We start from the raw sequence: 12,871 nt of genomic DNA on the forward strand, positions 1-12,871 counted from the left end.
TCAATATCCTAAATAATATTTAATATATTTAATAATTCTAAATAGGTGAAATTATGGAATGGAGTGGATTTTTTAACGATAATAACGGCGATAGACAATATGATGCAGTAGACTGGGCCAAATTTATTACTAAATTGGTTAGTTCGGGTTTATTATATTTAGGAGATAATTTGAAGGTTGAACACGTTGCTAATTCGGATATCGTCGTAAAAAAAGGTTCTGCAATTATTGAAGGTTATGGTTACGAACTTACTGAAGACAAGATAATTACGTTGGATGTAGGCAGTGGCTCAACTAGGGTTGACAAAATAGTTTTAAGGCTTGACCGTAGTGAAAATGTGCGAAATGTAAGTTTAAAGATTATCAATGGTGACCTAGTACGAAATGAAACCATTTATGATTTATTACTCGCAGAAATAACTGTAAATTCGGGTCAAACGTTTGTAATTCCTGAAAATATTATTGATATGAGAGAAGATTATTCCGTTTGTGGCGTAGCCCACTCTACAAACCAGGAATCACAAATTGATACGTGGTTTAACCACGTGAAAGAAAAATATCGGCTACCACTCGTTGGTGAAATAACGCTTATAAATAATACCCAGACAATGGCTAGTCCATATACAATTCCAAATTGGCAATTATATGATAGTATCCGTTTTGAATTAATTTGGCAAGCTGTGGAGTCTTACGATGTAGAATTGGACATTGTAGTGAATGGTGAAGCACATAAACTATATACTAGTAATGCAGCTTGTAAATTCTTCTGCAAAAAAATCCCTGCTTGTGAATCCATTAGTTGGAAGGTAACCCCCCAATTGCCTAGTGACCATTATAGACCTGGACGGTGCGTTTCTTTAAAAATAATCGGCGAATATGGTACAAGCTTTTTAGCGCAGAACTAATTTAAAGCTAATTTAAAGCTAATTTACATGTGATATTATGATAAAAATATTAAATAAAAATTTTGAATACATTAACGCAATAAAAATAAATGAATTATTGAATTTAAAATGGGATAGAAAATTTTATTCTCCCGATATTTTTTCATTTAATTGTAAATATGATAAAGATATTGATGTTGGGCAGTATGTGCTTTATAATGGTTATTTTGGTATTATTGAGTACCTAAAAACAACTCTTGACGGATATATGCAAGTAAATGGCAAAAGCCCATTGTCTATACTGGGCAGAAGGGTAGTAATTAATGAAGATTATATCAATAATATGGCAAAGCCATTTAAAGCAATCATCCTAGAATTAATTAACGCGAATGTTACAAATCCAGTGGATACTACTCGTAAAATAGATTTTATCGATATTTCCAACATTGTTGCAGATGGTAATATTTATGAATGTAGATGTAAAGGTAAAGATTTAGGAAATACTTTAAGCTCGATTTGCAAGGATAATAACATCGGTCAACGAATGATTTTTGATTATATATCTAAAAAATTTATATACGAACTTTATACTGGCAAAAATAGGGGTATAAATCAATCTGAAAACGAATGGATTATATTTTCCCCAGAAATTGGCAATATATATAATCAAGAATATATTAAAGACATAAAAATACTAAAAAATGTAGAATACGATATTAATTATAGTAAATTTAATAAATCGCCTTATCATACGGAAATTGCTTCTGGAATAGATAGATTTGAATTTACAGACGATAAATTTGTTGAAACAATAATAACTTTAAATACAGAAGTTAGTGACGATTGTGGTTATAAAGATTTATGGGATTTAGGCGATATAGTGACTTGTAAAAGTAATAAATTTAATTTTAGTATCGATTTACCAGTTATTGAAGTTTCAGAATTGATTAAAAATAATAATTTTAATTTAAGCGTTAAATTTGGAGATATTGAAGGTTTTAAAAAATAATAACCTGTATAAAAATAAAAGAATAATAAAAGAATAATAAAAGAATAATAAAAAAAATTATTTATGTTATTTTTTATTTAATTTATTTAACTTTAAATTCATAAATAACTTTTTTAGTTGTACTACCTTCTTCCCAGCTTCTAGAATATTCAAATTCAACTGTGGCAGTACCTGCTTTTAAAGCGTTTAATTTCCATTTGTGAGTACCTGAAGCCCCCATCAAGTCATTTTCTGGTGCGAAGTAGTTATCTGTGATTATTTTTACTACATCGTCGTTTTTAGTGTAATTATATTCCCAAATGTAACCTGTTGAAGGGTTTTCCTCGAGTTCTATTTCATAAGTTTCATTTACACTTAATTCTACGTTTTTAACGATTGTTTCGATGTTTTTGTTTTCATCTGGTGCAATATTCACTATTTCAGTATTATTTTCAGTTTTTATATCGTCTTCGTTGTAGATTTTTACCGAAGTTGTATCTTCATCATTTTCATCGTCGTAAATTTTTATATCATCATATGGAATTTTAATTTTTTTAACGATGTCCCATGTTTTTTGATTTATAATGTGGATTTCTTCATATGAGAAGGTAAACAAGTAATCATTTATGTACAATGACCTTGAAACATAGTTTTCATGCTTATCTTGTTTCTTCATTGTTATTTTGTAGTCTTCGGTTGCTTCTGCAATTTTTAAAATATATGCACTGTCACCTGCGGGGAGTACAACGACTCTATTTTCATTGTCCCAAAGGAATGCGTGAGGTTCGTAAAGTGCTGTAGACCATTTTTGACCAGCTATTGCATAACTATTCAATTCTTTTGGATTTTCAACGTCACTTACATCAAATATTGATACTTTTACATCGTTATATTCATCCTTACCAATTCCAAGAACTATGTTTTCTTCGAGTGGGTGCAAGTATGTTGAATATCCTGGTATTTTCAAATCACCCAATAAAGTTGGTTTTTTAGGATTACTTAAATCAATTACCATGAATGGGTCAATATCTTTGTATGTTACGAGGTATAATCGTTCTTTGTCAAATCTTGCGCTGTAAATTCTCTCATCTAAACCAAGGTCTTTTAATTCTCCAATTATATTTATTTTATTGTTTTCAATGTTTGTTACATCGAGCACGTAAACTGAATTGGTTGATTTAGTTTCAGAAGCCCAATATCCGGTTTTGGTTGTAGCAATTCTTAAATTACCATCGTATTCATCCATTGAGTATTTATTTAATAATTTACCTGGCACACTACCTGATGAAACGCTTAAATTGTCGAGTTTAACTTTAATTATTCCCGTACTTTCAATTTCGTCCCATTTTTTAGTCATGTATTTATCGAAATCTTTGTTAAATTCTTCCCTTAAATTGTAGCTTTCCTCACTTGGAAGGCTATTGTAGTATTCTTCGATTGTAGTCATTATTTCGAGATATTTTGCAGGTTCTCCAAAATCCTCGTTAGCGTAAACTCTTTTGATTTTATCCATTACGTCTTTTGGGAAATAGTTGTTTCCGTTTTCAAGGATGTATTCCATCATTACTTTGTTGTATTCTGGAGTTACATGGTATGTAAAGTAAAGGTTATCTTCGGAGAAGTAGGCTGTTGAATCATAGGTACCAACTACACTGATAGAATCTTCGATTTCGCCACTATTTACGTCCATTTTAGTTATAATGTATGTTACTTCGTCATTATAATCTACGATTGGAGGTAATATTGGATAGTACATTTTTGCATATGGCAAATTATAGTTTTCATAGAATATTGGCCCATATTTTTCTGAAAGTATCATGTACAATTTTCCATCGATTATTCTTGAATCAATGTATCTTGTATCGTTAATATTTTTAGACCAGCTTAAATATGGGTCTTTTATATCTTTAACGTTATAGCAAGAAATTTTATCGTATTCGATTATTAATAAATTATCTCCTTGAAGGTATAATTCTCCGCTTTTACCGATTTCGCCAATTAACTTTGCAGTTTCTGGCGGTAAAGCATCAATCATGTAGGTTTTACCATTGTATCTATTAGGAGAGTAAAATATTTTTTCTCCATCGGTTTTAACAATGTCGGCTTCGTCTACTCCTTTCACTTGAACGTTAGTTTCTGAATATCTTGACGTACCGCCTGAAGAAGTACCGGTATTAGATGATGTGTCAACATCCATACTTTTGGCATTTTCAGTTGTCGCGTAACTGATACCATCCTTAAAGCCTGACATAGCACCATATATGCTAGATTGGGAATTTTTTAATTCCTGTCTTTGTTCTAAGACCTCTTTTGAACCTATAGGAACCATCTTGAAGTCCAAACCATTCCAATTTTGTAATTTAGTATCCCCTTGACTATCAGTCAGATAATTTTGACTGCTAAATCCAATAATTATTGCCCCCACGGCTACAATTATAAATGCAAGGATGCTAAATCTTTTTAAATCCATTTTGACACCTTCTGTATCTTTTTGTATATTTAAATTTAATTATTAATAAATAAACAATAAATAAACAATATCTATATGATTAAACTATAAAATATTAAGGATATGAAATAAATTAAATAAAGTATTTAAATTAAATATATTTACTAAATCATACGAGGCATAATATAAAATATAAAATATAAAATATAATATTTTTTTGTAAATTTAGGACTATTTTTAATTATTTATTCATTAACATATTGGCATATTAACTATTGAAATATATTATAAATCTAGTTTAAATTTGTACTAAAGTACGGCATTTAAATTCGGAGGTTTGTATAACCATATTTATCGAGTTAATAGATTTTTAACTCTTGATATAATATATTAGTGTACTTTATTATAACAATGTGTATTATGTAAGGTACTCACCGAACATTATTTAAGCATGCTTAAATTAAAAATATTTACATTCGTATCCTTAAATAATCAAATTTATATATTATGTGTAATAAATAGTATAACTTGCCAAAATTATCGAAATAATGGAATTATATCAAAAAATTGAAAAAAATAAATTCTTTATTCAAAATATGGGTGAGTAACATGGATTTACTAACACTTTGGGATTTGGAACGCGAAGATATTTCAAAACTTATGGATTACGCAGAATTTTTCAAAAAAAATAGGTATGGTCACGACGTACTAAAAAACAAGAATATTGCATTGATTTTTGAAAGTCCGTCAACAAGAACTAGAATAAGCTTTGACCTTGCAGTAAATGAATTAGGTGGACATAGTCTAACATTGAATAATAATGAGATACACCTCGGTAAAAAGGAAAGTATCGAAGATACGGCGAGAGTAATGGAGAGATTTGTTGATGCAATTGTTGCCAGAGTTAAAAAACATAGTACTCTCGAAGAATTATCTAAAAATAGTAACATACCGATTGTAAATGCTTTAAGCGACTTGGCACACCCTTGTCAGATATTAGCGGATATATTAACTATCAAAGAAACAAAAGGACTTAAATCAATTGAAGAATTTAAAGGTTTAAAACTTTCATATTTTGGAGATGGAAATAACATTGCAAACTCTTTGATGATAGCAGGAGCAATTCTTGGAATGGATGTATTTATCGCTACACCTAGAAGCTACGAACCTAATGGACTTTTCGTTAAAAAAGCACTCGAAATAATAGATAAGTATGGCGAAGGTAGTCTTACATTGACTGATAATGCGGAACTAGCTGCAAAAGATGCAGATGTTTTATATACGGATGTCTGGATTAGTATGAGCGATGTAAATAAAGACTTGGATTCTATTAAAAAAATATTCCCGCCATACCAAATAAATAGTGCATTGATGAAACTTGCAAAAGAAGATTCTATAGTTTTACACTGTTTACCTGCAAATAAGGGTATGGAGATTACAGAAGAAGTATTCGAAAGTAAAAACTCGTATGTATTTGATGAAGCAGAAAACAGATTGCATGCTCAAAAAGCAGTTTTAAAATATTTATTTGAATAAATTAAAATTTGAATAAATTAAAAAATGTATGAACAAAAGAATAAACAAAATAAATATAAATATAAATATAAACAATATGATTAAATCCTAGAAACACTTTATTTAATTTTCTTTTTTCTTTTAGATTTAATGTTTATTATTTTATTATATTCTATTCTATCTTATTTTATTGTAGTCCATTCTATTTTATATGTCGTATTTTTCATATGCCTCATTTAGAATTTAAAAAAGTGGGAAATCAACATTTAAATTATTCAGACGTGTTTTCCAAATTTATAACTTCATTAGCCTGTAATATTTTAACTCCTTTTTTAGAAGAATATGTGCACATTTGATTATTATCCAAATAATAATTAACGTTTAATTCATCACTATTCTCTAAAAGGTGTTTAGTTTTTAAAGCGCTATTTAATTCTACGCCTATATCATTAGCAAGGATTTGTTGTTCTATAGATGATTTTCTAAGCCATTCACTGGATAAAAATACATGTAAAGTCTTTGAATTTTTATCAAATTTAATATGCGATACTGTGCTATTGTAATTATCTTTTATGATTCCAAAATCATATTCTATAGTATATTTGGGGGTGTATGTGGGTACAACATCGTATGCAGATTGTGAAAATACCATAAATAGCCCGATAATCAATATTACTAAAAAGTAGGATAGGTATAATTTAAAACGCTTTCTAGAGACGTTCAAACAAATCCCTCCGAATACATCATTTAGTTTAAAATATATTTCATTTAATTATTTTGGGGTTGTATTTTTCGCCGTGTACATTGTCATCATATGCCATAATGTCAATATATTAATTTAATACTGTTATTATTAAGTTTAGTAATTACGTAATAGTCATAAATATTTTTGATTATTATAGTATATAGTATTTTCGATATGTGTTATCGTCCTTATCATATAGCCAATATTATAATACAATTAATAAAAAAAGTAATATTTAGTAATATAATTAATAATATATTGATTAATATATAATATAAATTTAAAATATTTATTAAAAAAGTATGATAAATTAGTTGGTATCCGTATTATCGGGATTATCATTAGTATCTTGAATATTTTTATTATTTAAATTATTTACACTGCATAAAACCCTATATCCTGATTTTATTTTAACAATTTCTACATTACCGTATGTTTTTTCCATGAAATCTGTTAAAGATTTTGCACCGTGTTTGGTTTTAATAACTACATAAATTTTACCATTTGGCTTTAAATATTCTAAACCTTCAGATATTATTTGATGAATAATTACTTTACCTGCTTTTATAGGCGGGTTAGAAATTATTACATCAAATTTGGAGTCTTTTGGGACTTCTTCATATAAGTTGCCCTGTAAAACTGTTATGTTTTTGTTTTTTACGTGATTCAATTTTACATTCTGTTTAGCTAAACTAACAGACCTTTTATTAATATCAGTCATTACAACGGAATTAACATCATCTGCTAAGGATATTCCAATAGCCCCGTAACCACAGCCCATATCTAATATATCATCATCTTTTTTGAATTCTGAATAATTAACAAGAATTTGAGAACCTTTATCTACGTAATTAGGGGAAAAAATGCCTGCATCGGTATTAAATGATAATACTTTGTTATTTATAGTACCTTTTATTGTTGTTTCATTGTGTTTAGAATTCGGGTTCTCTGAAAAATAGTGCATATTCTGACCTTTTAAATTTTTAAATTTTTAACTTAATTTTAACTTAATTTTTTAATTTTCTTAACATAGTGTAAGAAATTATAATATAAAAAGATATTATAATGAAGTAGGTACCTCTACTTTTTTTCGTTTTTCTGTGAGTGTTAATAGACCTACGGACATTAATACCAATAAAGTGCCTGAAGCCATTGAAAAATTTAAGGATTCGCCCAATAGCAAAACTCCGATGACTACACTTATAATAGGTTCCATAGTACTTAATATGGCGGCATTAGACGCTCCAATTTCACCAACCCCTTTTAAGAACAAAATTAAAGAGATTGCCGTTGAAAATATGGCTATAAAAGCCATAGCTCCCCAAGCCATAGGTGTTAAATTCAATACAATTCCGTTTGTGAGGAATCCATATATTAAAAGGATTGCAGACGCTGAAACTGTCAGGTAATATGAAGATACAATAGCATCAGAACATGTCAATTTGCCCTGTCCTGCTGCTACAATGTAAACTGCATATAGTACACCCGAAATTAACCCCAAAAATATTCCATAAGGATCCAATAGTCCACCATCACTATTTGCTAATAATACTACACCAGCTATGGAGAGTAAAAGGCAAAATATCTTTTCTTTGAGTATTTTTTCTTTAAATAGTGTAACCATTATTATAACTACTGAAGCCGGGTATACGAAGTGTAAAACCGTAGCAGTACCCGTCGGTATGTAGTAATATGATAAAACCAAAGATAAAGCGGCTGCTACATAAAATAAAGCCCCGTACAATGCTATGTCAAATATTTTGGTCGTAGTTACTTTTTTATCTACTTTTTTGATATTCAAATATGCGCCTAAAAAAATGGCTGCAATTAAAAATCTAAACAATATAACAGTTGTAGCATTAGAACCGCCGTCAAAAGCAATTAATGCAAAAAATGGCACCATACCATAAGAACCAGAAGCCAATAAAACATAAAATATCCCTTTTAAATTAGATGCAGACATTACATTACCTTTTTAATTTTTATCGTTCATTTTTTTGTGTTTGTGTTTATATATTTTATTTTTAATATTTTTTAACAATTGTATTTTTAGTATATTTACGTAGTATGTTTTAAGTTTAAACTAAATTAAACTAAATATGGTATAGTATAAGCTGTAAATTATAAAAACAATTCAAAAATTCTTAATTACTTAAGATTAATCAATAAAAAACAATATTTAGTTAATTCAATCAACGTATCGTCAAAGTATATAAAAGGAAAAAAACTAATAATTTAAATTTAAAATTAAGTTAATTAGTTAATTATTCAACTTAAATTATTGTATTTATTGTTGTCCTTTTGTTATTCTTCTGAAGATGTTTGTCCATCTTAATCTTCTTCCTACTCTACCGAGTTTGAAGTTTTTTTCACATTTTGATGAGCAAAAGTGCATAACTGAACCATCTTTTTTAACGTATTTTTTTCCGCATCCTGGTTCAATTTCACCTTCGCAAAAGCTACATGTTTTCCATTCCATTTTCATCACCAAGTCGGAATTTAGGTAATCTAATTAATCATATATACAGTACATTATACCATATTATGTAATGAATTATAATTACCATATGATATCCGATTATAAGAATATGTTAGGATTGTTATCCACTTATCTTCTTCTTTTTCCTAAAGGTTTTGCTTCTCTCTCGGTTTCTCTTAACATAATGATGTCGCCGAGTTTAACTGGACCTTTAACGTTTCTTGTTAAAATTCTACCATTGTCTTTTCCACCTAAGATTTTGCATCTTACCTGGAAAATTTCGCCAGTAACTCCTGTTTTACCATTTACTTGAATGATTTCAGCAGCTACTGCCTCTTTGTATACCATTTCATCAGCCATTGCTAATCACCTAATTTGTGCTTATGCTTCGTGTTTCTAATAATATAATAAATTTTCGAAAGCAAATCAAATTTTTAAATCAAATTATGCTTTTAAAGCGTTAACTTTTTCAACTAACTCGTTTAATCCTTCAGCATCTTCGGTTTCAATAATAGCAATTGCTGATGTAGGAACTTCTAAGTTTGCAGCTTTTCCTAAATCTTCTTTTGTAGCGCAGTATGTGTATGCGATACCTTTTTCTTCACAGATAGCAGGGATGTGTGCTACGATTTCTTCAGGTTGAACGTCCTTAGCAACAACTACTAATTTTGCTCTACTTCTTTCTACTGCTTTGGTTACTTCATTAGCTCCCTTTTTAATCATAGTAGCTTTTGAAACTACTTCAGCAGTTTTCTCTTCTAATTCTTGTGGTACTTCAAATTTTACATAAACAGCCATATTATGACCTCCTTCACTATTTAAAAAAATTTTTTTATCCGGATGGCACCCACTCATATCATCATGGTATTAAAAGAGTGGTACTCTACTATACTATACAATAGTATATAATAGTTACGGTCGACGTACTTAAAAAATAGAAATAATTTTAGAATAATTTAAAATAAATTAAAATAACATTGGATAATTTAAAATAATTGCCATATTTCGGACAATTAAATTAAATAAGTTAAATTAATGGATTGATAATCATATTAAGATTAATAGATATTTTAAATTATTTTATTATTCTATTATTTATTTTATTATTTAATTTATTATTTAATTTATTATTTTATCCAATAATTCTTTTGATTTATTAAATAATTCTTCGGCAATTTTCTTATCCTTTGCTTCTACCCTAATTCTAACGTATGGTTCAGTACCTGATGGTCTAAGTAATACCCAGGCATCCTTATCTACGATATCAAACCTTGCACCGTCAAGCGTATTAGGAACACAATTGAATATGTTCTTACCTTCTTTTACAACGAGTTTCATTGCTTCACTTTTACAATTATCATCACAAGGTATTTTTTCACGCATATTTATATAGGAAGGTATTTCATCCATTATATCGCATAATTTTTTATTAAAATGTTCCATCATTTCTAAAAGCCTTAATCCGGAGAGTATGCCATCAGGGGTCATGTGTATTCCGCTATGAATCCAAGTTCCGGAAGGTTCGCCACCAAATTGGATATTTTCGCCGTTTTTAGTCAATTCCTTAATTTTATTAGACACTGCAACGTCTCCAACTTTTGTACGTACTATTTCTACCTTTTTACCTTTTGTATTGGCATTTACATACTCATCTAATGCAATTGAAGCGTCTATTGTAGTTATAATCGTATTTGTGTCCGTGGTCTCCACTATAAACCTAGCGTATGCCGTAAGGAGTTTATCAAAATCTGTTATCCTTCCTTTTTCGTCAATTGCTATCATTCTGTCTGCGTCACCGTCGTGTGCAATCGCGATATAATCTTTATGGGGTATTTTATTTAATCCTTTTATCATATCCATTGTTTCTGTTAGGTTCTTTTCGTTTGGTTCGGGCATTCTACCCACAAAACGACCGTCAAAGTGAGAATTTACGGAAATTACCTTACAACCCACTTCAGTGAATAAATAAGGGGACAATTCACAAGCTGCAGCGTTACTGCAATCTACTAAAACGTTGTGTTTTTCAGTTATTCTTGAGTTAATGCTATCGACAAGATATTTACAGTATTCCATTATAGAATACTTATCTTCTACCACTTTGCCAATTTTACTCCAATTGGTTCGCTCATACTCCTTATTTTCAATTATGGATTCAATAAGGTGCTCCTGCTCTTCTAAAAATGCCGTACCATCGCTATTGAATAGTTTTATACCATTATATTCAGGAGGGTTATGTGAAGCGGTAATCATAATTCCTGCGTCGTATTTTTTTGAAGCAAAACCAAGAACCGGGGTAGGTACAATACCTAATTTACTTACTGTAGCACCGCCATTTAAAAGACCGGTTATAATAGCACTTTCTATCAATTCTCCGGTTGTTCTCGAGTCTCTACCTATTACCACGTTTTTATAATTCTTTGCGATTGCGAAACCCACGTTATATGCTATTTCTGGGCTTAAATTTTTCATTCTAATTCCTGATGTTCCGAATAATTTCATAATATCCCGTTTTGTACAATTTTGTATGAATTATTTTTAAATTATTTTTAAATTAATCTATAATTCTTAATCATGTTAAATATTACATTATTTTATATATTTGTATTTATTTAAATTATAATATGGAAGAATAAAATAATAAATATTGTTGGGATATGAAATTTAGTTTATAAGATAGCAAATAATCCAATAACGCAACGAAAAAGGTAAAACCATGTACAAAATTCTAAAAATGGTTGAAAATGATGGGGAATTAAAAGATTTTGTAGATATACTATTTCAATATTATAAAAATAAAGAAATAAATTTATCAGATGGTAAATTAAAACAATATGGAATTGTCCGAGAAATCGACGAACTTTTGATATATGATAAAAAAGGACCTTTATATATTAGTTTACATGATTTTAATGAAATACCGTTATTTAGAACTGAATTAGAAGCCATAAGTTATTTAAAATCTATGAATATAACTCCTGAAACTTCCTATTATGAATTAAGCGACTTTGAAAAAGAAGTTCTTACAGATAAACTATTACAGAAAGCTAAAAATTTAGTACCGATAGGATATAGAAAAATCGTAGAAGACGTTTTATTGGGTAGTGATTATTGGTTAACCAATAAAAATGGGGAAAAAATACATTTATGCAAGTATGTGGCCTACTTAAATTCATTGGCAAAAATGGGGAAGTTAAAGGAAGTTGAATACGCTCTAGTAAATAAAACTATGGAGAATCATATGGAAAATTTAATGGAATATAGACTACTATTGGCCAAATCAATATCGATTTTTGACGATATGTTAGATAATAACGTTAAATATGCCAACATAGACTATAAATTTCTTGGTAAAAGACGTAGGCATGAAGAATATAGTATGCTTTGTCAGTATGTCCATTTAAATAAAAACTTTTCTGAAAATATGATGTCAAAACTTGGATTAAATAAGAATTCACTCTTAAGAAAATACTATCCTGTTTTGGTACATACTGCGTATACCAATCCCAATATAAGTTATTTAATGCCGTTCTTTATATTTGATGGCGTCGAAAATATTTCCGTTTACGCTAAAATACCTAAATTATTGAAAATAAAGTATAATCTTGATTTTAAAGGAATGGATTTAACGGGAAATAATACTTATTTCGGTAATTGGTCTAAAAGACAGTTAAAATCCTATTTAAGACCCGGAGAACGTGTATAATACTGTGAATACCGTAAATAGTAAAAATGCTAAAATAATAGAATAGTAAATATTAAAAATAATAATTATTTAATTACTATCTAATATAAATAATAATTAAAATTCTAT

At 29.0% G+C, this 12,871-nt stretch carries 12 protein-coding genes; 4 read left to right on the plus strand and 8 right to left on the minus strand.

The genetic code is table 11. From position 1 onward, the window contains the following. The first annotated feature begins 53 nt into the window (after nucleotides 1-53). Both M2325_RS03830 and M2325_RS03835 read left to right on the plus strand, forming a co-directional pair. The gene (locus M2325_RS03830; RefSeq protein WP_259051326.1) at nucleotides 54-905 is read left to right on the plus strand and encodes a hypothetical protein; all 852 of its coding nucleotides are present in this window, start codon (nucleotides 54-56) and stop codon (nucleotides 903-905) included. Nucleotides 906-942: 37 nt separating this feature from the next. Next, entirely contained in the window at nucleotides 943-1,893 is a 951-nt protein-coding gene (locus tag M2325_RS03835) for a Gp37-like protein (RefSeq protein WP_209591452.1), read from the plus strand. Between the two features lie 82 nt (nucleotides 1,894-1,975). On the opposite strand, the gene M2325_RS03840 is transcribed toward M2325_RS03835, so the two are convergent. After that, a complete protein-coding gene (locus tag M2325_RS03840; protein WP_259051327.1) occupies nucleotides 1,976-4,342 on the minus strand; it encodes a beta-propeller domain-containing protein in 2,367 nt (788 codons plus the stop codon). 588 nt (nucleotides 4,343-4,930) lie between these two features. Between M2325_RS03840 and argF the strand changes: the two genes are divergently transcribed. Beyond that, the gene (gene argF / locus M2325_RS03845; protein ID WP_209591454.1) at nucleotides 4,931-5,857 is read left to right on the plus strand and encodes an ornithine carbamoyltransferase; all 927 of its coding nucleotides are present in this window, start codon (nucleotides 4,931-4,933) and stop codon (nucleotides 5,855-5,857) included. Nucleotides 5,858-6,107: 250 nt separating this feature from the next. On the opposite strand, the gene M2325_RS03850 is transcribed toward argF, so the two are convergent. The 7 genes from M2325_RS03850 to glmM form a co-directional block, all read right to left on the minus strand. Beyond that, nucleotides 6,108-6,488: a hypothetical protein gene (locus tag M2325_RS03850; RefSeq protein WP_209591455.1), complete on the minus strand. Its 381-nt coding sequence runs from the start codon at nucleotides 6,486-6,488 to the stop codon at nucleotides 6,108-6,110. Nucleotides 6,489-6,891: 403 nt separating this feature from the next. Next, on the minus strand, nucleotides 6,892-7,545 hold the full coding sequence (locus M2325_RS03855; RefSeq protein ID WP_259051329.1) for a class I SAM-dependent methyltransferase: 654 nt from the start codon (nucleotides 7,543-7,545) through the stop codon (nucleotides 6,892-6,894). A 96-nt stretch (nucleotides 7,546-7,641) separates the two neighbouring features. Next, nucleotides 7,642-8,544: a DMT family transporter gene (locus M2325_RS03860; RefSeq protein ID WP_209631901.1), complete on the minus strand. Its 903-nt coding sequence runs from the start codon at nucleotides 8,542-8,544 to the stop codon at nucleotides 7,642-7,644. 324 nt (nucleotides 8,545-8,868) lie between these two features. Next, the gene (locus tag M2325_RS03865; protein WP_209591458.1) at nucleotides 8,869-9,060 is read right to left on the minus strand and encodes a 50S ribosomal protein L24e; all 192 of its coding nucleotides are present in this window, start codon (nucleotides 9,058-9,060) and stop codon (nucleotides 8,869-8,871) included. Nucleotides 9,061-9,189: 129 nt separating this feature from the next. Continuing rightward, nucleotides 9,190-9,420 (minus strand): 30S ribosomal protein S28e, encoded by a 231-nt coding sequence (locus tag M2325_RS03870; RefSeq protein WP_013179782.1) that lies wholly within the window; start codon nucleotides 9,418-9,420, stop codon nucleotides 9,190-9,192. 84 nt (nucleotides 9,421-9,504) lie between these two features. Beyond that, on the minus strand, nucleotides 9,505-9,858 hold the full coding sequence (gene rpl7ae, locus M2325_RS03875) for a 50S ribosomal protein L7Ae (RefSeq protein ID WP_013179781.1): 354 nt from the start codon (nucleotides 9,856-9,858) through the stop codon (nucleotides 9,505-9,507). 321 nt (nucleotides 9,859-10,179) lie between these two features. Next, entirely contained in the window at nucleotides 10,180-11,559 is a 1,380-nt protein-coding gene (gene glmM, locus M2325_RS03880) for a phosphoglucosamine mutase (RefSeq protein ID WP_259051331.1), read from the minus strand. Between the two features lie 214 nt (nucleotides 11,560-11,773). Between glmM and M2325_RS03885 the strand changes: the two genes are divergently transcribed. Continuing rightward, nucleotides 11,774-12,763: a hypothetical protein gene (locus tag M2325_RS03885; RefSeq protein ID WP_259051333.1), complete on the plus strand. Its 990-nt coding sequence runs from the start codon at nucleotides 11,774-11,776 to the stop codon at nucleotides 12,761-12,763. The last annotated feature ends 108 nt before the right edge of the window (nucleotides 12,764-12,871 follow it).

Origin of the sequence: Methanococcus voltae PS, from assembly GCF_024807035.1 — an archaeon.
Lineage (GTDB): Archaea > AGJL01 > Methanococci > Methanococcales > Methanococcaceae > Methanococcus > Methanococcus voltae.

What these genes read in the sequence shown, in the direction of transcription:
- M2325_RS03830 (WP_259051326.1), top strand. Translation starts at nt 54, where the DNA reads ATGGAATGGAGTGGATTTTTTAACGATAATAACGGCGATAGACAATAT.
- M2325_RS03835 (WP_209591452.1), top strand. Translation starts at nt 943, where the DNA reads ATGATAAAAATATTAAATAAAAATTTTGAATACATTAACGCAATAAAA.
- M2325_RS03840 (WP_259051327.1), bottom strand. Translation starts at nt 4,342, where the DNA reads ATGGATTTAAAAAGATTTAGCATCCTTGCATTTATAATTGTAGCCGTG.
- argF (WP_209591454.1), top strand. Translation starts at nt 4,931, where the DNA reads ATGGATTTACTAACACTTTGGGATTTGGAACGCGAAGATATTTCAAAA.
- M2325_RS03850 (WP_209591455.1), bottom strand. Translation starts at nt 6,488, where the DNA reads ATGGTATTTTCACAATCTGCATACGATGTTGTACCCACATACACCCCC.
- M2325_RS03855 (WP_259051329.1), bottom strand. Translation starts at nt 7,545, where the DNA reads ATGCACTATTTTTCAGAGAACCCGAATTCTAAACACAATGAAACAACA.
- M2325_RS03860 (WP_209631901.1), bottom strand. Translation starts at nt 8,544, where the DNA reads ATGTCTGCATCTAATTTAAAAGGGATATTTTATGTTTTATTGGCTTCT.
- M2325_RS03865 (WP_209591458.1), bottom strand. Translation starts at nt 9,060, where the DNA reads ATGGAATGGAAAACATGTAGCTTTTGCGAAGGTGAAATTGAACCAGGA.
- M2325_RS03870 (WP_013179782.1), bottom strand. Translation starts at nt 9,420, where the DNA reads ATGGCTGATGAAATGGTATACAAAGAGGCAGTAGCTGCTGAAATCATT.
- rpl7ae (WP_013179781.1), bottom strand. Translation starts at nt 9,858, where the DNA reads ATGGCTGTTTATGTAAAATTTGAAGTACCACAAGAATTAGAAGAGAAA.
- glmM (WP_259051331.1), bottom strand. Translation starts at nt 11,559, where the DNA reads ATGAAATTATTCGGAACATCAGGAATTAGAATGAAAAATTTAAGCCCA.
- M2325_RS03885 (WP_259051333.1), top strand. Translation starts at nt 11,774, where the DNA reads ATGTACAAAATTCTAAAAATGGTTGAAAATGATGGGGAATTAAAAGAT.